13 protein-coding genes are annotated in these 22,831 nt (G+C 63.0%); 5 read left to right on the top strand and 8 right to left on the bottom strand.

What is annotated here, in order from left to right; all coding sequences use genetic code 11:
• Window positions 1-16: 16 nt before the first annotated feature.
• The 6 genes from H6851_20565 to H6851_20540 form a co-directional block, all read right to left on the bottom strand.
• Window positions 17-1,819: an ABC transporter ATP-binding protein gene (locus H6851_20565; protein ID MCB9945999.1), complete on the bottom strand. Its 1,803-nt coding sequence runs from the start codon at window positions 1,817-1,819 to the stop codon at window positions 17-19.
• A gap of 3 nt (window positions 1,820-1,822) precedes the next feature.
• Window positions 1,823-2,716 (bottom strand): ABC transporter permease, encoded by an 894-nt coding sequence (locus H6851_20560; GenBank protein ID MCB9945998.1) that lies wholly within the window; start codon window positions 2,714-2,716, stop codon window positions 1,823-1,825.
• Window positions 2,713-3,654 carry an ABC transporter permease gene (locus H6851_20555; GenBank protein ID MCB9945997.1) on the bottom strand — a complete coding sequence of 314 codons (942 nt, stop codon included), beginning with the start codon at window positions 3,652-3,654 and terminating at the stop codon, window positions 2,713-2,715. Before H6851_20555 ends, H6851_20560 begins: the two co-directional genes overlap by 4 nt.
• 93 nt (window positions 3,655-3,747) lie before the next feature.
• Window positions 3,748-5,304, bottom strand: a complete 1,557-nt coding sequence (locus H6851_20550; protein MCB9945996.1) for a polyamine ABC transporter substrate-binding protein — start codon at window positions 5,302-5,304, stop codon at window positions 3,748-3,750.
• Between the two features lie 84 nt (window positions 5,305-5,388).
• A complete protein-coding gene (locus H6851_20545) occupies window positions 5,389-6,543 on the bottom strand; it encodes an FAD-binding oxidoreductase (protein MCB9945995.1) in 1,155 nt (384 codons plus the stop codon).
• 33 nt (window positions 6,544-6,576) lie between these two features.
• A complete protein-coding gene (locus H6851_20540; GenBank protein ID MCB9945994.1) occupies window positions 6,577-7,848 on the bottom strand; it encodes an FAD-binding oxidoreductase in 1,272 nt (423 codons plus the stop codon).
• Window positions 7,849-8,052: 204 nt separating this feature from the next.
• Here H6851_20540 and H6851_20535 point away from each other — a divergent pair, with 204 nt between their 5' ends.
• From H6851_20535 to H6851_20515, 5 genes are all read left to right on the top strand, one after another.
• Window positions 8,053-11,466, top strand: a complete 3,414-nt coding sequence (locus H6851_20535; GenBank protein MCB9945993.1) for a DEAD/DEAH box helicase family protein — start codon at window positions 8,053-8,055, stop codon at window positions 11,464-11,466.
• Between the two features lie 278 nt (window positions 11,467-11,744).
• The gene (locus tag H6851_20530; protein MCB9945992.1) at window positions 11,745-14,813 is read left to right on the top strand and encodes a diguanylate cyclase; all 3,069 of its coding nucleotides are present in this window, start codon (window positions 11,745-11,747) and stop codon (window positions 14,811-14,813) included.
• A gap of 326 nt (window positions 14,814-15,139) precedes the next feature.
• A complete protein-coding gene (locus H6851_20525) occupies window positions 15,140-15,595 on the top strand; it encodes an IS1 family transposase (protein ID MCB9945991.1) in 456 nt (151 codons plus the stop codon).
• Window positions 15,596-15,885: 290 nt separating this feature from the next.
• Window positions 15,886-18,237: a heavy metal translocating P-type ATPase gene (locus H6851_20520; protein MCB9945990.1), complete on the top strand. Its 2,352-nt coding sequence runs from the start codon at window positions 15,886-15,888 to the stop codon at window positions 18,235-18,237.
• A 41-nt stretch (window positions 18,238-18,278) separates the two neighbouring features.
• Window positions 18,279-19,781 carry a multicopper oxidase domain-containing protein gene (locus H6851_20515; protein ID MCB9945989.1) on the top strand — a complete coding sequence of 501 codons (1,503 nt, stop codon included), beginning with the start codon at window positions 18,279-18,281 and terminating at the stop codon, window positions 19,779-19,781.
• Between the two features lie 105 nt (window positions 19,782-19,886).
• Here H6851_20515 and H6851_20510 read toward each other — a convergent pair whose 3' ends face one another.
• The gene (locus H6851_20510; protein MCB9945988.1) at window positions 19,887-21,692 is read right to left on the bottom strand and encodes a glycoside hydrolase family 2; all 1,806 of its coding nucleotides are present in this window, start codon (window positions 21,690-21,692) and stop codon (window positions 19,887-19,889) included.
• Window positions 21,685-22,830, bottom strand: a complete 1,146-nt coding sequence (locus tag H6851_20505) for a hypothetical protein (protein ID MCB9945987.1) — start codon at window positions 22,828-22,830, stop codon at window positions 21,685-21,687. Before H6851_20505 ends, H6851_20510 begins: the two co-directional genes overlap by 8 nt.
• Window position 22,831: the final 1 nt, after the last annotated feature.

Raw genomic sequence — 22,831 nt, 5'->3', positions numbered from 1 at the left:
CCGGCGGTGAGATGCCCTACTCGAATTGCTGGATGAAATGACCCGGCCCGACCTCGATCATGGGGCGGGCAGGGGGCTGGTAGTCGAGCGTGCGGACGGGACTCGGGACTTCGTCATTGGAGATTTCCCGGCGGATGCCGCGGCGGGCCGGATCAGGGACGGGGACCGCGCTCATGAGCTTTTTCGTGTAGGGATGGGCCGGACGCTCGAAAATGGCCTCGCGCGGACCGATCTCGACGATTTCGCCCAGATACATCACTGCCACCCGATGACTGACCCGCTCGACCACGGCGATGTCATGGCTGATGAACAGATAGGCCAGCCCCAGTTCGCGCTGGAGGTCGAGCATCAGGTTGATGACCTGCGCCTTGATGGAGACGTCCAGCGCCGACACCGATTCATCGGCGACGATGAGCCGGGGAGAGAGACCCAGCGCCCGGGCAATGCAGATCCGCTGCCGCTGGCCGCCGGAGAACTCGTGGGGAAAACGCAGCGCATGGCTGGCGTCCAGTCCCACCTGTTCCAGCAGCCGGGTGACGCGGATCTCCGCCTCCTCGCGATCGCACACGCCATGGACCAGCATCGGCTCGGCAATGGCCGATCCGACCGTCTTGCGCGGATTGAGGCTGGCGAACGGATCCTGGAAGATCATCTGCATGTGCCGGCGCTTGCGCTTGAGCGCCTCCCTGTCGACACCGAGCAGATCCTCGCCCTCGAAGCGTATGACGCCGGAGCGGGGCTCGATCAGCCGCAGCACGCTACGGCCCGTGGTGGACTTGCCGCAACCGCTTTCGCCGACGAGCGCCAGCGTCTCGCCGGCATGAAGCGTGAATGACACGCCCTCGACGGCATGGACGCGTCCCACCGGCCGGCTGAGGACGCCGCCGGTGATGTCGAAGCGGGTGACCAGATCGGCCACCTCAAGCAGGGGAGGGCCCGCACTCCGCAATCCCTCGGGTTCGGGTTCTTCCGCAGGTTCAGGCGTTTCCATGTCGGCGAATTTGACCGGACGGCTGAAACCCTGCATCGAGCCCAGGCGCGGGACGGCAGCCAGCAGGGTGCGGGTATAACGATGTTGCGGATTGGAGAAGATCTGCTCCGAGGGACCTTCCTCGACCTTCTCGCCGTGATACATCACGATCACCCTGTCGGATATCTCCGCGACCACACCCATGTCGTGGGTGATGAACAGGACCGACATGCCGATTTCGCGCTGTAGCGTCTTTATCAATTCGATGATTTGCGCCTGAATGGTAACATCCAGCGCCGTGGTCGGCTCGTCGGCGATCAGCAGGTCCGGTCGGCAGGCAAGCGCCATGGCGATCATCACCCGCTGGCGCATTCCTCCCGAGAAGAGATGGGGATAGTCGTGAAACCGGCTTCTGGCGCTGGGAATGCGTACCTGATCGAGAATTTCGAGGGCCGCCCTGTCCGCCTCGGTCCTGTCCATGCCACGGTGGTAACGCAGCGCCTCCGCCACCTGGAAGCCCACCGTCAGCACGGGGTTGAGGCTGGTCATCGGCTCCTGGAAGATCATCGAGATGTCGTTGCCGCGGACCTTGCGCATCTCGGTCTCGCCGAGTTCCAGCAGGTTGCGGTCTTTGAACCGGATCTCGCCCTCGATGCGGCCATTGGCCATGGGGATGAGCTGCATGATCGACAGGGCGGTGACCGACTTGCCCGACCCGCTTTCTCCCACGACGGAGACGGTCTCGTTTCTGGCGACATCGAAGCTGACATCGTTGACCGCCGGCCGCCAGACGCCATCGACCCGGAACGAGGTCTTGAGGTTGCGCAGCGAAATGACCGTGTCACTCATCGTCTATTCACCGCTCCGAAGCTTGGGATCGACGGCATCGCGCAGGCCATCACCCAGGAGGTTGAGGGCGAAGACGATGACGAGAATGGCGACGCTGGGAGCCAGCGCCAGCCAGTAGGAGTCGAGGATGTTCTCGAAACCCTCGCGGATCATGCCGCCCCATGTCGCTGTCGGCGGGCGCACGCCAAGGCCGATGAAGGCCAGCGATGCCTCCACGCGAATGGCAGTCGCCAGCCACAGCGAACCCATCACCAGGATCTCGGGCAGGATGTTGGGCAGGATATGCAGGATGAGGATGCGGAAATCGGAAAAGCCCAGCGATCGCGCGGCCTCGACGAATTCGCGTTCCTTCATGCTGATGGTCGGTGCCCGGGCGATGCGGGCGAACGGCGGTATGGCGGTGAGGGCGATGGCGATCACAAGGTTGGTGATCGACGGTCCCAGCATGGCGACGATGATCAGTCCGAGGATCAGCGAGGGAAACGCCAAGAGCGTGTCCATGACCTGCATGATGATCAGGTCGGTCTTGCCGCGGTAGTAGCCGGCGACCATGCCGATGACCGAGCCGATCAGCATGGCGGCGAGCACGGCGACCAGGCCGATGACCAGCGAGATGCGTGCGCCGTAGAGCAGGCGCGAGAGGATGTCGCGGCCGTAATAGTCGGTGCCCAGCCAGTAGGTCTCGTTGGGCGGCTTCAGGCGGTAGAAAAGGTCCTGTTCGAGGGGATCGTGCGGAGCCAGCAGCGGCGCGAATATGGCCATCAGCACGACGGCCATGAAGATGACGAAACCGACCCATGAGGTCTTGTTGGTGTTGAACGCCTTGATCGTGGCGCGGGCGCCATAGGCCGTGACCGCGGCGAAGCTCGACGTGACGGAGGGGCGGCGCTGGCTCATTTGAATTTCACCCGAGGATCGATCAGCCCGTAGGTGAGATCGGTGATGAGGTTCACGATCACCACGACGAAGGTGTAGATGACCATCATTCCCTGAAGCATGGTGTAGTCACGCTGGTTCAGCGCGCCGACGATGAGCTTGCCCAGTCCGGGACGGTTGAACACGACTTCGGTCAGCACCGAATTGCCGATGAGGATGCCCAGATAGAGACCGACCACGGTGACCACCGGGATGAGCGCATTGCGCAGCGCGTGCCGCCAGAGCACGGGCGCCTGCGGCACGCCCTTGGCCCTTGCCGTCCGCACATAATCCTCGCCCAGCACCTCCAGCATGGCCGAACGCGTCACGCGGGTGATGTAGGCGGCCATGATGAGGCCCAGGTTGATCGCCGGAAGGGCGAGGCTGCGCAGGCGGTCGGCGAAGCTGCCATCGCCACCCGAACTGATCACCGGGAACCAGTGCAGCTGGATGGCGAAGAACAGCAGCAGCATGATCGCCGACACGAAGGCGGGGAAGGACAGGCCCAGCAGGGACAGCACCCGGGTGACGTAGTCCACGAAGCGGTTGCGGCGGACAGCGGCCCATACCCCCAGCGGGATGCCGATGACGGCACCCAGCACCAGCGATACAACGGTGAGCTCGATGGTCCATGGCAGCACCTTGAGCACCTCGCCGATCACGGGCTGGCCGGTGACCATGGAATTGCCCCAGTCGCCGACGAGCGCGTTGCCGATGAAGTCGGCATATTGCTGCCACATCGGCTGGTCGAGGCCGAGGCGGGTCCGCATGACCTCGATGGCCTCCTTGCTCGCCTGGTCGCCCAGGACCACCTGTGCGGGATCGCCCGGAACGATGCGCACCAGCACGAACACCAGCGTCATCACCGCGAAAAGGGTGACAAAGGCAGACGATAACCGCTTGATGATAAAGGCTGTCATGAAAACAAACCGGACCGCGACGGTTGCAGGGGAACCGTGCCGCCCCGTCCCTTGTACGGAGCAGCACGGAATCCGATCAGGAGGGCCGCGACATCAGTCGGTGAAGTGCGTGGCCTCGGTGATCGGCGGCGACAGGTTCAGCGAACCCTTGAGTTCGTAGCCGAGGTCGAGGTCGTCCTTCCACGCCCACAGCTGCAGGTTCTCGTAGACCGGCACGGCACAGACGGCCTTGACGATCTTGTCCTGCGCCTCCTTCCACAGCGCTATCTGCTTGTCGGGATCGGTCTCGACCCGTGCCGCGCGGATCTCGTCGTCGGCGACGTTGCAGTGCGAGAAGTTGGTGATGGCCGTGGGCGTTCCCACCGTTGCCGCGGAATCGAAGAACTGGGTCAGATAGACGTCGGCCACGGGGAAACGTGCCGCCGAGTAGTGCACCACCGGCGACAGGTCCTCGCGGATCTGTGCGTGGAAGGTCGCATGCTCGACAGGCTCGATCTGCAAGTCGATGCCCGTCTTCTTCAGTTGCGCCTGGATGGCCTCGATGGTCGTGAGCATGCCCGGCAGGGTCGTGTGAATGGCCTTGATGCTGAGGCCATCGGGGTAACCGGCCTCGGTCAGCAGCGCCCGGGCCTTGTCCGGATCGTAGGGGTAGAGCGGTGCATTCTCGTCGGTACCCAGATAGCCCGACGGGATCACGGACACCGCCGGCCGTGTCACCACGTCGCCGCGGAAGGCCACCATGGCGTCGCGATCAACGGAATAGGCAATCGCCTGACGCACGCGGATGTCGTCAAGCGGCTTCACCGTGATGTTGAGGTTGATGTTGGAAAGCTCGCCGGGCTCCATGGCGGCCACCACGGCCCCGTCGATCTGCTTGATCCGGTCGACCCAGGTCTGGTCCTGCTTGCCGTAGATCAGATCGACCTCGCCCGACTGGAACGCCAGATCGCGGCTCGCATCGGAAGGGATGTAGCGGTAGACGATTTCCTTGATCTGCGGTTCCCCGCGGAAATAGTCCTTGTTGGCCACCAGCTTCACATATTGCTGCGGCTGGTATTCCTCGAACATGAACGGACCGGTTCCGATCGGCCGCTTCATGAAGTTCTCGCCTTCCTCCTCGGCGGCCTTCTTGCAGACCATGTTGCCGCCATGGTAGTTCGCGAGCAGGCCCAGCACGCTCGGCACGTGCTCCTTGAACGTGACGACCAGGGTATGGGTGTCCGTTGCCTCCGCACTCTCCATGGCCGTGAAATCGGCGGAGAAGCTCGACGTTTCCTTGTTGGCCGCACGGTGCAGCGAATAGGCGGCATCTTCCGCCGTGAATTCGCCGTAGTCATGATGACATTGCACACCCTTGCGGATGTGGAATGTCCATGTCAGGCCGTCCTCGCTCGTCTCCCAGCTCTCGGCAAGGTCCGGTTCGATGAACTCCGGACTTGCCCGGCCCGGCTGAATGCGGACCAGCCCGTTGAACATCCAGTTCAGCAGGCCCTTGTCCGGTGTGGTGGCCGTGAGGTGCGGATCGAGCTTTCCGGCATCGGCGGACGCCATGCCGACGGTGAGCGTCGTCTTGGCCGCCCATGCGTCACTTCCGGCCGAAGCCAGCAATGCAACGGCGGCAACGGCTCCGAGGAATTTTTTTGTATGCATGTCTTCCTCTCCTGAGTTTCCAATTCATGGATGCGAGTATTGCGATCCGGCAAGGGGATTGCAACGCTGAACCTGCACGCCGGATCACCCGTGAAGCGTGAGCGGCGCGCCTCCCGGCGCAAGATTGTGCATCCTTTTCAAGGAGAACGGCCCGATCGGATGGCGGCATTCCCGTCCCAGCGCCAGGTCGGCGACGATTTCGCCGGTGGCCGGACCGAGGCAGAAGCCATGCCCCGAGAAGCCGGCGGCAATGACGAGCCCTTCGACCTCCTGCGCGACATCGAGCACGGGCAGGCCATCGGGTGTCATGTCGATCAGGCCGCCCCAGATCCGGGCGACGCGCATTTCCGCGAAAGGCGGTATCAGCGCGCTGATCCGTTCGGCGATGGCGGCGATGTCGCCGGGGCGGGGGTGCAGGTCCTCCTCGCGCCAGCCATCGAGCCGGCCACCCCACGGGCCGATGCCGGAGGTTACCCGGAAGCGGCCATCCATCTGCTGGCGACCCGCGCAATCGGCATTGGCGACCCCCAGCACCTGTTCGAGCATCGGTTCCACGGGCTCGCTCTGGAGCGCACAGACCAGCCGCAGGTCGAGCGGCAGGTTCAGGCCGAGCGGCTGCAGCAACTCCGGCGCGTGAACGCCGGCGGCCACGACAACGCGATCGGCTTCCACCGGCCCCTTGTCCGTCATGACTCCGCGGACACGGTCACCTTCCACCATCAAGGAGACCGCGCGGGTACCTGTCCTGATCCGCGCACCGTATCGCTGCGCGGCGGACGCGAAAGCCGCCACAGCCATGGACGGCTCGGCCTGTCCGTCGCTGGCGCAGAAGGATGCGGCGACGATTTTGCCTGTCACGGCAGGCGCGATCTCGCGAATGGCGGCCGTATCATCCAGCCATTCGATGGCAAGTCCCTGGTTGCCCTGTTCCTCGACCAGGGCCTTGATGACCCCGGCCTCGGCCTCGTCGCGGGCGATGCGCAGATTGCCCTTCTGCCGGTAGCCGGAAGGGACACCCAGCCGCTCCTCCATGGTTTCCCACAATTTCACGGCTGCCCTGGCCAGCGGAAGCTCCGCGGGATGACGGCCGGACTGGCGGACCCCGCCCAGGGTCCAGCCCGAAGCCATGGCCGCCAGGTCACGGGCTTCGATCAGCGTTACCGCATGACCCTCATGCGCAAGTTCGAAAGCTGCCGAGGTTCCCGAAATTCCTCCACCGACAATCACGATATCCGGCATGTACAATCCTCCCCCGATGCTGTTTTCCCCGTCTCAGGCGGCCGGAGCCAGCGGTCCCCTGAACCGGTCCGGGCGGAAGGGTTCCAGGGGGATCCCCGCCTGTCGGCCGGCAATCCCGTCGGCAACCATCCGGCCGGTGATCGCCGACAGAGTCAATCCCGTATGGCCGTGGCCGAAGGCAAACCAGACCCGTTCATGGATCGTGCTGCGGCCGATGACCGGTTTGGAGTCGGGCAGGGAGGGGCGATGGCCCATCCATTCCTCGAGAATTTCGTCGCCAAGACCCGGGAGAACCTTGCGCGCGATGGGCACCATGCGGCGGATGCGGGCGAAATCGGGTACGGCATCGATCCCGGCGAATTCGACGCCGCCGGTCAGGCGCAGGCCGTTGGCCATCGGGCAGAGCACGAACTGCGGTCCGCCGACGACCACCGGACGCCCGAGCTTCGGTGTTTCGCCATCCCATGCAAGGCGCAGGTGGTAGCCGCGCTCGCAGTCGAGCGGTACCGGGACCCCGAGTTTTCGCGTGAGCCGTGCGGACCAGGCACCGGCCGAGATCACCAGCCTGTCGAAGCCGTGCCGGCCGCTGTCGGTGACAAGCTGCTGCGGTCCGGCCGGGCCATCGTCAAAATCGATGACGTTCTCGCGGATCCAGCTTCCGCCGTGGTCCAGGAAGCAGCGCAGATAGGCCCTGGTCAGATCGAGCGGGGTCGAGACGAAGGCCGAGTCCGGATAGAACAGGGCGGCCTTGAAATCGCGGGAAAGGCCGGGTTCGAGCTGGCGCAATTCGTCTTCGCCGAGGATGTCGTAACGCATGCCGAAGCGGTCGAGCAGGCCGAGGTCGAACGTCATTCCGGCCACGGTCGCCGGGTCGCGGTAGATCTTGAGCCAACCCACGGGCCGGACATGGGACTGGGCGTTCGCCTTCTCCACGAGAACCCTGTGGGCGTCGAGCGCTGCCGTGGTAAGCGGCGCCATGTCCCTTGCAATCGCCGTCGAGCGTTTCCCGCTGCTGCAGGCCAGAAAGGCACTGAACCAGGGAAGGGCGCGCGGAAGGTGACGCAGGCGGAGCGAGAACGGTCCGTCCCGGTCGAGCAACATCGACGGAAGGCGACGCCACAGGCCCGGCGTGGCATTGGGAATGAAGCCGTTGGTGACGATGCCGCCGGCATTGCCGTAGGATGTGGCGGTCCCCGGTTCGCGCGGATCGAACAGGCGTACCGCGTGGCCGTCGAGCTGGAGTGTCAGGGCCGTCGCCACGCCGACGATACCGCCGCCGACCACCGCTACAGAATACCCACCCATTATCCGCTCCTCCTCGATCAAGGCACATTAGCCGCCGGCATGCAGGCTGCATACCGGCAGTTCGATGCCGATGCGGAGCGATCGACGGGGAACCCGCATTCGTGCTACCGGGTCATTCGGGCAGGCGGTCTCGCCGTGACCGGAAGCAGATGCTATGAACCTTCCATCCCGGCCATTTCACGAACAATATGCCTGACCGCCCCGATGTCCCATTCGCCAACGACCCGCGACGATCTGCGCCGATGCATCGGCGAACCCGATTTCTCTCGTGGCGCGGACTATTTCCGGCGCCACATGGTGGTCTCGGCCGATCTCGATGATGATCGCCGGCATGCCGCCGGCACGGTACGCGGCAGCGGGCAACCTTCCTACAAGCAGGATATACGGCTTGAGTGGAGGAAGGATGGCGGCCTGCTGCGCATCCGCGGCGCCTGTACCTGCCCTGTCGGGACCAATTGCAAGCATGTTGCGGCGGTCATGCTCGCGCTGCTGTCAAAGCTGAACGAGCCCGCATCCGGAGCCGTCGCGACAACCGGAGCACCAGCCGATCCCGATGTCACGGGATATCTGGGAGGGTGGCTCGCCCGTCTGGGAGAGCTGTCGGTGCCGTCGCAACCGCCCGAGAAGAAACCGGCAACGGAACAGCTCTTCTACCTGCTCGGGCCGACGCCCACCGGCGCGCTGGAGATCGAACTCATGCGCGTGCGCATCCTCAAGGACGGAGGGTTGAGCAAGAAGTCCCAGCGCTATTCGCTGGGTTCCAATATTCCGACCGCAGCCTTTCTCGACTTGGCGGATATCGGCATTCTGGGAAGATTGCTGCACCTCCAGCGCCGCGGGTCGGGGAGTGGTACGGGACTGCGGATTCAGGCGAGCGACATACCCGACGACAGCCTGACGCGGCTGGTCAGGGAGATCATCGCCACCGGGCGGGCCAGGGCCTTCACCTTGCAGCATCCCGCCCTGACATGGAGCGAGCCGCGCAGGATCCGTTTCGTCTGGCAGGAACGCGATGACAACACCCAGAAGCTCGTGGCAACCGACAGCGACGGTCGCGAACTCGGGGTGCTGCCCCTGATCCCGCCATTGTTCGTCGATCCCCGTGACGGTTGCTGTGGCGAACTCGTGAGCGAGGCTCCGCCACGGGTTGCCCATGCGCTGGTGACGATGCCGCCGGTGCCGCCCAAAGCGGCCCGGCAGATCGGCAAGGCGCTCGGTCGGCTCGGAACGAGGACTCCCTTGCCCCGGCATATCGAACTGAGCGTTCGCGACGACGTCCGCCCGACACCGGTCCTGCGCCTCTTTGCCATGGAGGGAAGGCTCAGTTTGCCTCGATTGTACAGCTATTACCGGGACCAATACGGCGGTCCGGAGCCTGTCGTCGTTCCGGTCCTGCGGCTGGGCTTCGACTACGATGGCCATCTGGTCGGTTTCCATAATGACGACGATCCCGATTACCGGATTGAAGACAAGCTGGTCACCATTCGGCGCGACAGGACATTCGAACAGGCAGTTCTTTCCCGACTTGGTGATAATCTCGAAAGCCTGGGTATTACCGAGATCGGCGAGATCGAGCGTGAACTCTACAGTCTCAAGCAGACGCGCCCGCGCGATTTCATGCTGGAAGTCGCCAGCGAACAACAACCAGAGCCCGAGATTCAATATCTGGCGTTCGAGTTGTCGCGGGACATGCTGCCGTCACTTGAGGCCGAAGGGTGGCGGATCGTGGTGGAGGAGAGCTGGCCCTATCGCTTCCATCACGGGCCGTTGAACTTCCGGGCCGGCGTCGACCAGAACCGCATCGACTGGTTCGCCTTCTCGTTGACCGCCAGCGCAGGCGACCAGGAGGCGGACCTGCTGCCGGTGGTCCTTTCGATCATCAGCATTTTGCCGCTCGATTCTCATGGCGAGCTGCCCGAAGGCGTGGTGCTGGAGGATCTGCTGGAAGAAATGGTCCTGTTCCTCGAACTTCCCGACGGCCGCCGGGCGCCCGTCGAGGGGAGCCAACTCGCATCGCTCGTGCGTGCCTGCCTCGGGGCCTACACGCTCCTGAACGGATTCCACCCGGGGGAGGCCGGGCAGGCAAAGGGCCTTGCCGAGGCGCTGGAGGGCTCGGGCGTGCGCTGGCAGGGCGGCGAGGCCCTGCTTGAACTCGGGCGCAAGCTTCAGGCGCTGACGGTCATGCAGGAGGTCCAGCCGCCGCCGAGCCTGAAGGCCGAACTCCGGCACTACCAGAAAGTCGGCTATGGCTGGCTCTCCGCGCTTCGCGAGACCGGCTTCGGCGGCGTCCTGGCCGATGACATGGGGCTCGGCAAGACGGTGCAGGCCCTGGCCCTGCTTTGCCAGCGCCACATCGAGGAGAGTGTCGACCGACCGAGCCTGCTGGTGATCCCGACCAGCCTCATCAGCAACTGGACAAGGGAGGCCTCGCGCTTCGCTCCCGATCTCAAGCTGCTGGTCCTGCATGGTCCCGATCGCAGGCAGAAGTTCGAGTCCATTCCCGGACACCATCTGGTCATCACGACCTACCCGCTCCTGCATCGCGATCACGAGGCCCTGGCCGAGCATCCCTACGAACTCGTCATTCTCGACGAGGCGCAGGCCGTGAAGAATCCGGCCAGTGCCGGGGCAAAGCTCATCCGCAACCTCAAGGCATGCCAGCGCCTTGCGCTGACCGGCACCCCGATCGAAAACAACCTGGAAGAGCTCTGGTCGCTCTACGACTGGGTTGTCCCCGGCCTTCTGGGGAACCGCAAGACCTTTCGGTCGACCTTCCGTTCCCCGATCGAACAGGGCGGCAACGCAGCCGCACAACAGGTACTGGCAACCCGCATCCGGCCGTTTCTCCTGCGGCGCACCAAGGAAGATGTCGCCACCGACCTGCCACCCAAGACGGAGATCGACGAGATCATCACGCTCAACGGCAAGCAACGCGATCTTTACGAATCCGTGCGGGTCGCCATGGATCAGCGCGTGCGGGAAGCCATTGCCAGCCGGGGGCTGAACGCCACCCAGATAACGGTTCTCGACGCGCTTTTGAAGATGCGGCAGGCGTGCTGCGACCCTGCGCTGGTCAATCTTGACGTGGCCAGGAAGGTCAAGGAGAGCGCCAAGCGGGAACGTCTGCTGGAAATGCTGGACGAGTTGCTCCTCGAAGGCCGCAAGGTCCTCATTTTTTCCCAGTTTGTCGAAATGCTGCGATTGATCGAGAAAGACCTGCAATCGCGCAAGCTCGACTATGCCATGTTGACGGGCCAGACGAAGAAGCGGGCAGAACAGATCGAGCGCTTCCAGTCGGGTGAGGTACCGGTCTTCCTGATCAGCCTGAAGGCCGGTGGCGTGGGTCTCAACCTGACCGCCGCTGACACGGTCATCATCTATGACCCCTGGTGGAATCCGGCCGTCGAGCGGCAGGCCATGGACCGTACCCACCGGATAGGCCAGGACAAGCCGGTTTTCGTCTACAAGCTTATCGCCGAAGGTTCGGTCGAGGCCGCCATCCGCGAGCTTCAGGTCAGGAAGCAGGCGCTTGCGGACAGCCTTTTCGAGGGAGCGCAGGGGGGAGGGATTGGCCTCGACGAAGCTGACATACAGGCACTCTTCGCGCCATTGAGTTGAACAACATCTTTGAACACTCTCTTGACCATGATACTCGCGTGGGAGCAAATGATAACGTCGACGGCGAGGATCGCATGCAACGATCAAGAACTGGAGACAGTCATCTGTTGAGGGCGGCCTCCATTCTTGCCGGGAAGCGGATCGGGGAAGGCAGGCCGATTTTCGATGATTGGTGATATTGGGCCGCAACGACAATGATGCACCGCTCAAATTCACTGTTGAGCATGTTTGCATTCGCTCGGGGCGTGTTTCGTCTCATACCGGTATGGTTGCAGTGCATGCTGCTGGCCCATCTGTCCGTCGGTACCTGCCTTGCGGGCCAGTCCAAGGCTTCCAGGGTTGCCCATCCGTTCTTCAAGCAATTGACGACGGAGGATGGACTGCCATCGGGTATCATTTACGATATTTTCGAGGATAGCCGTGGATGGATCTGGATCGGGACCGATGGCGGTCTCGCCCGGCTGGACGGAAAGCGGTTCCGTGCCTACCGGCCCGATGGCAGGCCGGGGGATCTGGGTGCGAATTTCATCAACAAGATCATCGAGGACAAGGATGGCCGCATCTGGGTCAGCGGCTGGGGAGCGGGACTGCAACTGTACGACCCGTTGACCGACCGGTTCAGATCCTTCCGCCATGCTGCCGACGACCCGGCGTCCCTGCCGAGCGACAATCCTCAGGATTTGCTCGTCGATCACAAGGGACAGCTTTGGGTTGGGACATTCGGTGGCGGAATTGCCCGGCTCGAAGCGGATGGGCAGCACTTCGAGCGTATTCCGTCAGGAGCCCCCGGTGAGGTCGATCCACGCGTGTGGTTGATGAAAGAGGATCGCGACGGGAAGATCTGGGTCGGAACCTGGGGAGGACTGTACCGTTTCGATCCCGATGACTACAGCTGGGAACCGATTGCCGACGACCGGAAACTGATTCCGCCTTTCGACAGGCGCATCCTGTATGTCCAGATCGATTCAACGGACCAGTTGTGGATTGGCACATGGGGAGGAATGTATCGGGTCAATTGCGCGCAGGATGTCGATCGGGTGGATTGTCATGACTTCCATTTCGACCGTCTGACCAATCATGCCGTTCCACCGCACCGGATCCCGTCGGGTGCGGTCTGGCATATCGAGGAAGTCGAACCCGGCAGGCTCTGGTTCGCGGATGACGAAGGGATCGGGGAATATCGTCTCGGGGATCATTCCATCCGGAGGATGCCTCTGGAAGACAGCAATTTTCCCGTGCCGATCAGGACGCTGATGTTTGCCATCGAGCCGTCGGCCAATGGCACGGTCTGGTTCGGCGGGGTGCATCCCAGCCTGTTCTACTACAATGCTTCGGCATCGATATTCAGCAATTTCATAAATGACGAGAACGGGCAGTCTCTGGGCCTTGTCACGAAAATCACCTTCACGGAGGATGGACGAATATGGATCGTGAATGGCGGAGGCACTCTATTTGTCGCTCAGGTCGATGATCTGTCATTCAGGAAGGTTGACGTCGGGAATATCGACAACGGCATGATAATCCAGGCGCGGCCCCTGCGGGATCGCGGACTGCTTCTTACCGTGGAGGGCAGGGGCGCCTGGAAGATGGATGTCGACAGCCTTGAAGCCGTTCGCCTGAAGATAGCCGATCCTCCGTCCGGTTTCGAACTGGACAATCTGACGATGGCTGTCGAACTGCCCAATCGCAAGATATGGCTGGCAAGCCTGGATGGCGTCCTGGAGGTCGATCCGGACACGGGGAAAAGCCGGAAGATCCAGGCGATTTCCGGCGGCGGAGACCTGCTGTCGGGAACCATCCAGAATGCGATGGTCATCGACGAGGCCAGTCATCGCGTACTTGTCGGGATGCAGAACAAAGGACTGATCTCGATCGACTGGAACGATGGAAGTTTCCTCCACTATCGCCATGACAAGGATGATCCGTCATCGCTCAACAGTGATTATGTACGCGACATCGCGATAGACGAGTCGAACAATATCTGGGCCGCGACGACAATGGGTATCGCCCGGATCGATGCGAAGACTGGAAAACTTTCGAGGGTCAATGTCCAGCCATCCATCTCGCGGCTGGCTTCCTATTGTATCGTGGCTGACAGTCGCGGTGGAATCATATTCAGCATTCCGGCAATCGGCATCGGGCGATTCGATCCGGACCGCAACGAGGTCGCGACCTATTCATCGGCATCGGGGATGGGTAGCGGAGTATCCTCCTACGCCAATTGCGAAGTGCATGGCGACGAAGTCTTCATCGGCCGGCCGTTCGGTTTGACTGTCATGAATACTTCCCGCATTGAGGAGAAAGTCCCCGATACGGTATCGGATGTCAGTATCGTCGACATCGAATCGGAACACCTTCATGCGCTGCTTGATGCGGCCGGACGGCCAGCACCGGCCTGGAATGCGGAGACGATCCTGATCGGTTCTTCCGATGGGGAAATTCGACTGCATCTTGCAGCTCTCGGACATCTGCCGGACTGGAACGGCCAGATCGGATATCGGATATTCGAGCGGGGTCGCGCGGAAAAGAACTGGTCGATCCTGGATATACCCTGGGGAACGCTGTCCTTGCCGTCCCTCCCTGCCGGCAACTATGTGTTGCAGCTCCGAAGCAGGGACCCCAATCACTACTGGGGCCCGGTTCTGCGGCAGATCAACCTGCGCATACTTCCGAAATACTATGAAACATGGTGGTTCGCCGCCATTATCGTGATCCTGACCATTGTATCTCTCGTCCGAGGCCACCTCTGGTGGTCCCGCCGGATGGAGGCGCCGCAGGTGGAGCTCAGGAATGCGGTGCGGGAGCGCTCCCATGAACTGCTCGAAGCCAACAGGATGCTGGAGCAACTCGCATCGACGGATCCGTTGACGGGTGTCTGTAATCGCAGGACAATACTTGACCGGGCCGCCACCTTGATTGAGGAAGCGAAGACGAACGGCTCCCATATGACGATTTTATTTTGCGATGTGGATCATTTCAAGGAATACAATGATAGTCGAGGGCATCTGAAAGGCGATGAAGCCCTGATCCGCATCGGCGAGGCTCTGACATCCACGCTGGATCGTCTGGGACATGGTTTCGTTGGACGTGTGGGCGGCGAGGAATTCGTCGTCCTGTTGACGCACCGCGATATCCTCGATCTCAAATCGACCGCCGATTGTTTCATCGACGCGGTTTTCGATCTCCGGATTCCCCACCCCCATCTGGGATCCGGGCGATACCTGACAATCTCCATCGGAGGGGCAAGTAGCGAAGATGGTCACATGGGGCTGACTGAACTGCTGGAGATCGCCGATACGAAGCTCTATGAGGCCAAGCGCACCGGCCGTGCCCGATCGGTCGTGTGACAATGGCCGGCCGGGAGCCTCTGGCGCACCGGCTTTGCTAACGTTATAGCCTTCCGGCTGATTTTTTGCTACATTTCGCGTAGAGTGGCTGAGCGGGGGAATATGATGCATTGTCCGAAATGTGGTTCGGAGGTCCGGACGAAGGCGGGGTTTATCGGTGAGGTTCAGCGTTGGTTGTGCAAGTCGTGCGGCTGCAAATATACGCGCAGTACGAGGCACGGGATGGGTGACGGGATCAGGCGTCGGGCGTTGCAGCTCTATCTCGAGGGCATGGGCTTTCGCGCGATCGGGCGGGTTCTGGGTGTTTCAAATGTCGCGGTTCTCAAATGGATCCGGGCTTTTGGCGAGGAGGTCGAGCGGATGCGCAGGCCCGGTCCGCCGCCGAAGATCGCGATGATCGACGAGATGTGGCACTTCGTTCATGCCAAAAAAACGAATGCTGGCTGTGGATATCGATGTGTTATCTCACAAGATGCATCCTCGGCGTTCATGTGGGCGGACGAAGCGCCGACGACCTGAAGGGCTTTCTCAAATCGTTTCCCCAGGCTCAAGGTCGGATCACCTTCACCGACGATCTCGCCGCCTACGCGGCCGTGCTGCCGAAAGGCGCACATTTCACCGGCAAGATGCACACGCAACGGCTCGAAAGCCTCAACGCCAACGTCCGTCATCATCTCGCCCGATTCCGCCGCAAAACACGATGCACCACCAAATGCCCGCGCATGGCCTACCTCTCCGCGCTGCTCTTCATGCAGGCGCATAATAAAAAGCTATTTGGTTAGCAAATCCGGCGCACCGGCGCGACCGGTCCCGGCGACCACGGTCATGGCGGCTGCGGCGCCAAGTGTCCGGTTGAGTCAAGTGTCCGGTTGAACTGACGGCGCGTGATCTGGTCCATGCGGCGACTTTCTCTTTTTGTTGTTCCCGCGCTTCGATTGGACGGATGTGGTTTGCACGCAGGCAACCATAGACCTTCCAGCAAAAGGAAGGTCAAGCCGAAACCGAAGCTGACCCTTGACCTTCCAGTTACGGGAAGCTTTAGGTATTCTGCCATCAAGCGCAGGAACAGGCCATGGCAGAGCATTCTCACGATCATTCCGGTCATGCCCACGGCGCGCATGAATCCGGGGCAACTGGCCCAAAGGCGACGGACCCGGTCTGCGGCATGAAGGTCGCCATCCGGCCCGAGGCGCGCAGCCGCGAGCATGGGGGCGAGACCTTTTACTTCTGCTCGGACAAATGCGTCACGAAGTTCGAGGCCGATCCCTGGTTCTACGCCTCCGGCAATGCGGCCAAGGCCGGCAAGCGCGTGTCGCAGGGCACCCAGTGGACCTGCCCGATGCATCCCGAGATCGTCCGCGACGAGCCGGGGGCCTGCCCGATCTGCGGCATGGCCCTGGAGCCGATGATTCCCACCGACGAGCCGAGCCATGAGCTGACCGACTTCACCAGGCGGATGTGGATCGGCATCGCGGCGGCCGTTCCGCTGGTGATCCTGACGATGGGAGGCATGGTCGGCCTTCCGGTGCGCGACTGGATCGGCCATCGCGCCTCGGTCTGGATCGAGTTCCTGCTGGCCACGCCCATCGTGCTCTGGGCGGCATGGCCGTTCTTCGAACGGGGGCTCGACTCCTTTCGCAACCGTTCACCCAACATGTGGACGCTGATCTCGCTCGGTGTCGGGGCAGCCTACCTGTATTCTCTGGTCGCAACCTTCCTGCCGGGCATCTTTCCGGCCGAATACCGCACGGACGGCGCGGTCGGCACCTATTACGAGGCCTCGGTCGTCATCGTCGCCCTGATCTTCGTCGGGCAGGTTCTGGAACTGCGCGCCCGCGAACGGACGGGCGACGCGATCCGCGCCCTGATGGATCTGGCACCCAAGACCGCGCGGCGCATCCTGCCGGACGGCTCGGAATACGACGCGCCGCTGGACAATGTCGTGTCGGGCGATCTTCTGCGCGTGCGGCCGGGCGATGCCGTGCCGGTCGATGCCGAGGTGGTCGAGGGGCGTTCCTCGGTTGACGAGAGCATGATCACAGGTGAGCCGGTGCCCGTCGAAAAGGCGAAAGGCGACAGGGTGACCGGTGGTACCATCAACAAGAACGGCACGATGGCCATTCGCGCCACGGCCGTCGGTTCCGATACCGTGCTGTCGCAGATTGTCGAGATGGTCGCCGGCGCCCGGCGCTCGAAGGCGCCGATCCAGGGGCTGGCCGACCGGGTATCGGCGATCTTCGTGCCGACGGTGGTGGGCGTGGCTGTGCTTGCTTTCCTCGCCTGGCTGCTCTTCGGGCCGAACCCGGCCTTCGTCTTTGCCATGGCGTCGGCGGTATCGGTGCTGATCATCGCCTGCCCCTGCGCGCTGGGGCTCGCCACGCCGATCTCGATTACCACGGCAGCGGGGCGCGGTGCGCAGGCAAGCGTTCTGGTCAAGGATGCCGAGGCGCTGGAACGCATGGCGGCGGTGGACACGCTGATCGTGGACAAGACCGGCACGCTGACCGAGGGCAGGCCGAAGCTGACCGATGTGGTCGCGCTGGGATCGTTGCCGGAAGACGGTGTGCTGCGGCTCGCCGCATCGCTTGAACGCGGATCGGAGCATCCTTTGGCCGAGGCTATCGTCGCGGGCGCTGAGGCGCGTGACGCCCGGCCTGGCACCGTGGCCCATTTCGAGGCTGTCACCGGCAAGGGCGTGCAGGGCAGGGTGGGCACACAGGCCGTGGCGCTCGGCAATGCGGCGATGATGGAGACGCTCGGACTGGACACGGCCTCCGCCGAAGCGGCCGCCGATGCGCTGCGCGCCGAGGGCAAGACGGCGATGTTCGTCGCCGTGGACGGGGCGCTTGCCGGCATGGTCGCAGTGGCCGACCCGATCAAGGAATCGGCGGCTGATGCGCTCCGCGACCTTCACGCGCAGGGCCTGAGGGTGATCATGGCCACGGGTGACAACCGGCGCACCGCCGAGGCGGTCGCTTCGAGGCTCGGCATCGACGAGGTGCGCGCGGGTGTTCTGCCCGAGGGCAAGAAGGCACTGGTCGACGAACTCCGCGCCGCAGGCCGGCAGGTGGCGATGGCCGGCGACGGGGTGAACGATGCCCCCGCGTTGACGGCGGCCGATGTCGGCATCGCCATGGGCACGGGTGCGGATGTTGCGGTCGAGAGCGCCGGGCTTACGCTCCTTGGCGGCGACCTGACCGGGATCGTCCGCGCTCGCAAGCTCGCTGTAGCGACGGTCCGAAATATCAAGCAGAACCTGTTCTTCGCATTCATCTACAACGTCATCGGCGTGCCGGTCGCGGCCGGCGTGCTCTATCCGGCCTTCGGCATCGTCCTCTCGCCCATGATCGGAGCGGCGGCGATGTCGCTCTCCTCCGTCTCGGTCATCGCCAACGCCCTCAGGCTGCGGCGGCTGAAGCTCTGAAACTCGTCAACAATCGCAACCCCTTTCGAAAGCTCTCCGCGATGCCCCACACCACCCGTCGCCGCTTTATGGCCGGTCTCGCCGTCCTGCCCGCGCTTGTCCCGGCGACGGTGCGCGCGGCGAGCGATGTCCTGACCCTCAGCGCCACGCGCCGCACGCTGGATATCGGCGGTCGCGCTGCCAGCGTGATGGGACTCCTGAACGCCTCGGGCCGGCCCGGTCTGGTGCTCGACCCCGGCCAGCGCTTCCGCGTGGACCTGACCAACGAGCTCGATGTCGAAACCATCATCCACTGGCACGGGCAGATCCCGCCCAATGCTCAGGATGGCGTGTCGAACACCAATCCGATGATCGCCGCCGGCGCCAGCCGGTCGTTCGACTATGCGCCGCATCCGGGCACCTACTGGATGCACGCCCATGTGCCGGTGCAGGAGGTCGATCTGCTCGCCGCACCCCTGATCGTGCGCAGCGCCGAGGATGTGGCAGCCGACCGGCAGGAGGTTGTGATGTTCCTGCATGATCTTTCGTTCCGGCCTGGCGCCGAGGTGCTTGAGACGATCAGCAATGGCAAGGCCATGGACCATGGCACGGTGCAGGAGGGCGGCCACGCGATGCCGGGCATGGGCGGCATGGACCATGGCGCAATGGGCGCGATACCCGGTATGGGAAGGAACATGGCCGACATGATGGGTCGGATGAGGAACATGCCCGGGATGGCCGACATGGCCATGGATCTCAACGATTTCGAATTCGATGCCTATCTGGCCAATGACCGGACGCTCGCCGATCCTGATGTCGTGCAGGTCGAGCATGGCGGCCGGGTTTTGTTGCGTATCGTCAACGCCAGCTCGATGACCGTGTTCTGGATCGACACCGGAGATGTCGATGGGCGTCTCATCGCCGTTGATGGCCACCCCGTCCAGCCGATCGAGGGACGTCGCTTCGGCATCGCCATGGCCCAGCGGCTGGATATCGAACTGTCCCTGCCGACGGATGGCGTGGCGCGGCCGGTCCTGGCGTTGCGCGAGGGCGCGCGCCAGCGTGCCGGAATCGTCCTCTCCCCGCCGGGCGCCAAGGTGCCGCGCCTCGCGCTGCTGTCGGAGGTCGCGCACCCGGCCTTCTCGGGCGACATGACGCTGGAGCTGGCGCTTCGTGCCGCCTCGCCCTTGCATGATCGCCCGGTTGACCGCTCGCACATGGTCATGCTGGGTGGCGCGATGATGCCCTATGTCTGGACGATCAATGGCCAGATCTGGGGCAGCCACACGCCCATCGAGGTCCGCACAGGCGAACGGGTCGAGATGATGTTCCACAACATGTCGATGATGGCCCATGCGATGCACCTGCACGGGCATGTCTTCCAGGTGGTTGGCGTGAACGGGCAGCGTTTCGCCGGTGCGATGCGCGACACCGTGCATGTGCCCGCCATGGGCTCGGTCACCATCGCCTTCGACGCCGGCGAGGTCGCACCCTGGATGCTGCATTGCCACCACATGGCGCATATGGCGACGGGTATGATGACGGAACTCGATGTCCGTGCGTGATCCACGCACCATATGTGGATGTCTGCCTTGCGCAAGTATCCTTCGACAAGTATCCTTCGAGATGTGGAAGAGGTATGATTCGATACAAATTCTTGCCTGCGCCGACTATGGCAAGACGGTTGCATTCGCTTCACCAGCATCTCCGCCATAGGCCATGCGGAGTGTCTGAAATCCCATTTTGCGGGTCGTCTTGTCTTCGGCGATGATACCCTTGCGGTTCCAGCCGCGCTGGCGCGTCGTCTGTCGGCGCAGGCTGCGGAAGTCGTAGAGCAACCATGGGAACAGGCCGGCCACATAGCTGCATTCACCGGCGAGTCTGGCCTGTGCTGCGAGCACCTCGGCCTGCCGTTCCTCGGTGAAGAGAACCGATGGCGAGCCGTGGAATCCGGCCAGTGCGTCAGCACCGGTCTCGGAAATGACCACGGGCCGGTCCGGTGACGAATTGGCCAGCAACCGCTCCAGATTCTCGTAACCGGGTTCGTACCAGCCGAAATATTCGTTCAGCCCGATCACATCGAGCCGTTTGGTGAGACGATCCTCGATGCGGAAATGTTCGCGGTTGATCAGGCAGGCGGCCACGGTCAGCCGGGACGGGTCCTCCGTTTTTGCTGTCGCCGCCAGCGCCGACATGAAGGCCAGCCGCGCGTCGGTATCGGCGTTTTCGTTGCCGACACCCCAGAATACCACGCTTGCACGATTGAAGTCGCGCGTGATCAGCTCGCGGAGCTGGTTGCGCGCATTTTCGAGCGTCGCCGGATTGGCGAAGTCGATGGCCCAATAGACCGGGATTTCCTCCCAGAGAAGGATACCCATTTCATCCGCGATCCGCGCCGCCAGTTCGTGGTGCGGATAATGAGCAAGGCGCGCGGCATTGCCGCCGAGTTCGAGAACATGGCGGAAGCGGCGGCGAATATCCGCCTCGCCGGTGCACCGTCCCAGTTCTCGGTCATCCTCGTGCACGCAGATTCCCCGGAACTGCACGGGCTGGCCATTGAGAAGGATTTTGCGTCCGCTCACGGAGATTGTGCGAAAGCCGATCGTTTCTTGGAGACGATCGTCTTCACAGGTCACCGAAACCGGGTAGAGGAACGGATCGTCAGGGCTCCATGGTCGCGGGCGGCAAGGCCACTTTGCGTGTCCTCTTCCGTCGCGCACCTCCACCTCGCACATGCCCAGCCCCTCGACTTCGACCCGACAGACGGCGGCGGCACTGGTGGAAAGGCGCACATCGATCCCGACCGCGTCGCCTTCCGGCAGAAGAGCCATCCGGAAGTCGCGGATGAACAGCGCCGGCAACCGCAACAGCGATACCTCTCGGTGGATTCCGCCATAATTGAACCAGTCGAAATGGTCCATCGGCACGGCATCGGCGCGGCGGCTGTTGTCGACCTGGACCATCAACCGGTTGCCGCCTGCGAGCATGCGGTCCGTGACCTCGACGAAAAACGGGGTCGAACTGCCGTGGTGGATGCCGAGGAATGCGCCGTTGAGGAAGAGGCGTGCACGTCCGGTGGCGGCGCCGATGCGCAGGAACAATCGTTCACCTCCGGCCGCCGGCGGGATATCGAGCCGGCGCTCGTACCAGACGCTACCCTCATAGTGAAACCATTCCGGTCTCGCCATGTTCCAACAGCCGGGAACGGTCATCTGTTGCCAGTCGCCGCCGTCATGATCGCGCGGGACGATCCACTCGTCGATCGGCGTCGCATCATATTCGAACCAGCGCTGGCGCAATCCCTCGCAGAACGGATCGAGCACGAAATTCCAGTTTCCGCCGAGATCGACGACGGTGCGCCCACCCATCGCGATCATGCCGTCGACGCCGAGTTCGGGCGTGTTGAACGCCTGTTCGAAATCCTCCTTGTGCAGATGTGCGAAGGGATCGACCACCGCGTTGTCGTGTTCAGTCATGCCCGACAGTCCTTTTGTAACCGATGCCGATCATCCTGCGGAAACGCCAGTTCCGGCGTCCCGGCCACAAATGACCGTCGATCATCGCAATCGCGATCCAGCGAAACCATGTGGCGAATGTTGTGGAAACGCCCGGCTGGATCACCGGCCCGTGCACCCAGCCGTCCTGACGCCATGGCTTGTCGAGCGTGTCCGGGTATCCGCCATCGCTGTTTTGATTTTCCAGAAGTGCTTCGAGCTTTCGTTGAAGCCATGCTGCGATCTCATCGCTGCGGTATGGCGAGCCCTGTGCGGCATGCACGAGCAGGTCGACCTCATCCACATCGATGCAGGCCGAATGCCAGACCGGTTCGCGGGACAGAACGTAATCGACAGCCCTGTCCTGATAGGCCAGTTGTCGTCCGCAAGCGTACCAGATATGGAAATTGTGCATGGAACCGGCCATGGCGTGCAGCAGTCGCTCGCCGCCCTGCATCTGCCCGACACCCCAGAACCCTGTCGACGGTTCCTGCAGGCGGTCGTGCCAGTCGAAGAGAACGGCGAAGGCCTCACGAACCCGGCCGACGGTCAACGGATCACCTTCTTCCTTCAACAACCCGAGAAAGCTGGCGAGGTTGACGATGTTGTTGCCTTCCAGCCAGGGGTCGCGCAGATCCCGCTCGGCCAGCCAGGCCTTGAGCCAGACCGGGTCGAGCCACGGTCGAACGAAGTCGAGGACGGGCCGGTCTTCCGGTGCCAGAGCCTGCAATGCACCGAGCGTGTAATTGGTCACATGGAAATCGATATAGGCCCATGTGTCCTCGAGCGCCGGCCGCTTGTACACGGCATCGTCGGTCATGCCTTCGATGCGAAAGACGCCACTCGCGCAGCGATGCGAAAGCAGCCAGTTGGCGACGGACAGCCTGAGCGGGCCGGGCCAGTCCGCGAGCGCTCCCAGAAGATCGAGACACATGATGCCATTGTAGGTTCCCGGCAGCAGCATCCCCGGCCACCGGGCAACGTCCTGGCCGCGGTCGAAGAGCATGACGCCTTCGGGGTAATTCTTCCTGGCTTGAAGACTTTCCAGAAAGTGCCGGCTGCGGGCAGCCGCCCGGTCGATCATGTCCTGCAACGCAAGGTCGGAACCCTGAACGATCATT

The organism is Geminicoccaceae bacterium, from assembly GCA_020638465.1.
Taxonomy (GTDB): domain Bacteria; phylum Pseudomonadota; class Alphaproteobacteria; order Geminicoccales; family Geminicoccaceae; genus JAGREO01.
The sequence above is the reverse complement of the archived record's forward strand: the minus strand, read 5'-3'. Positions and strand labels throughout refer to the sequence as shown.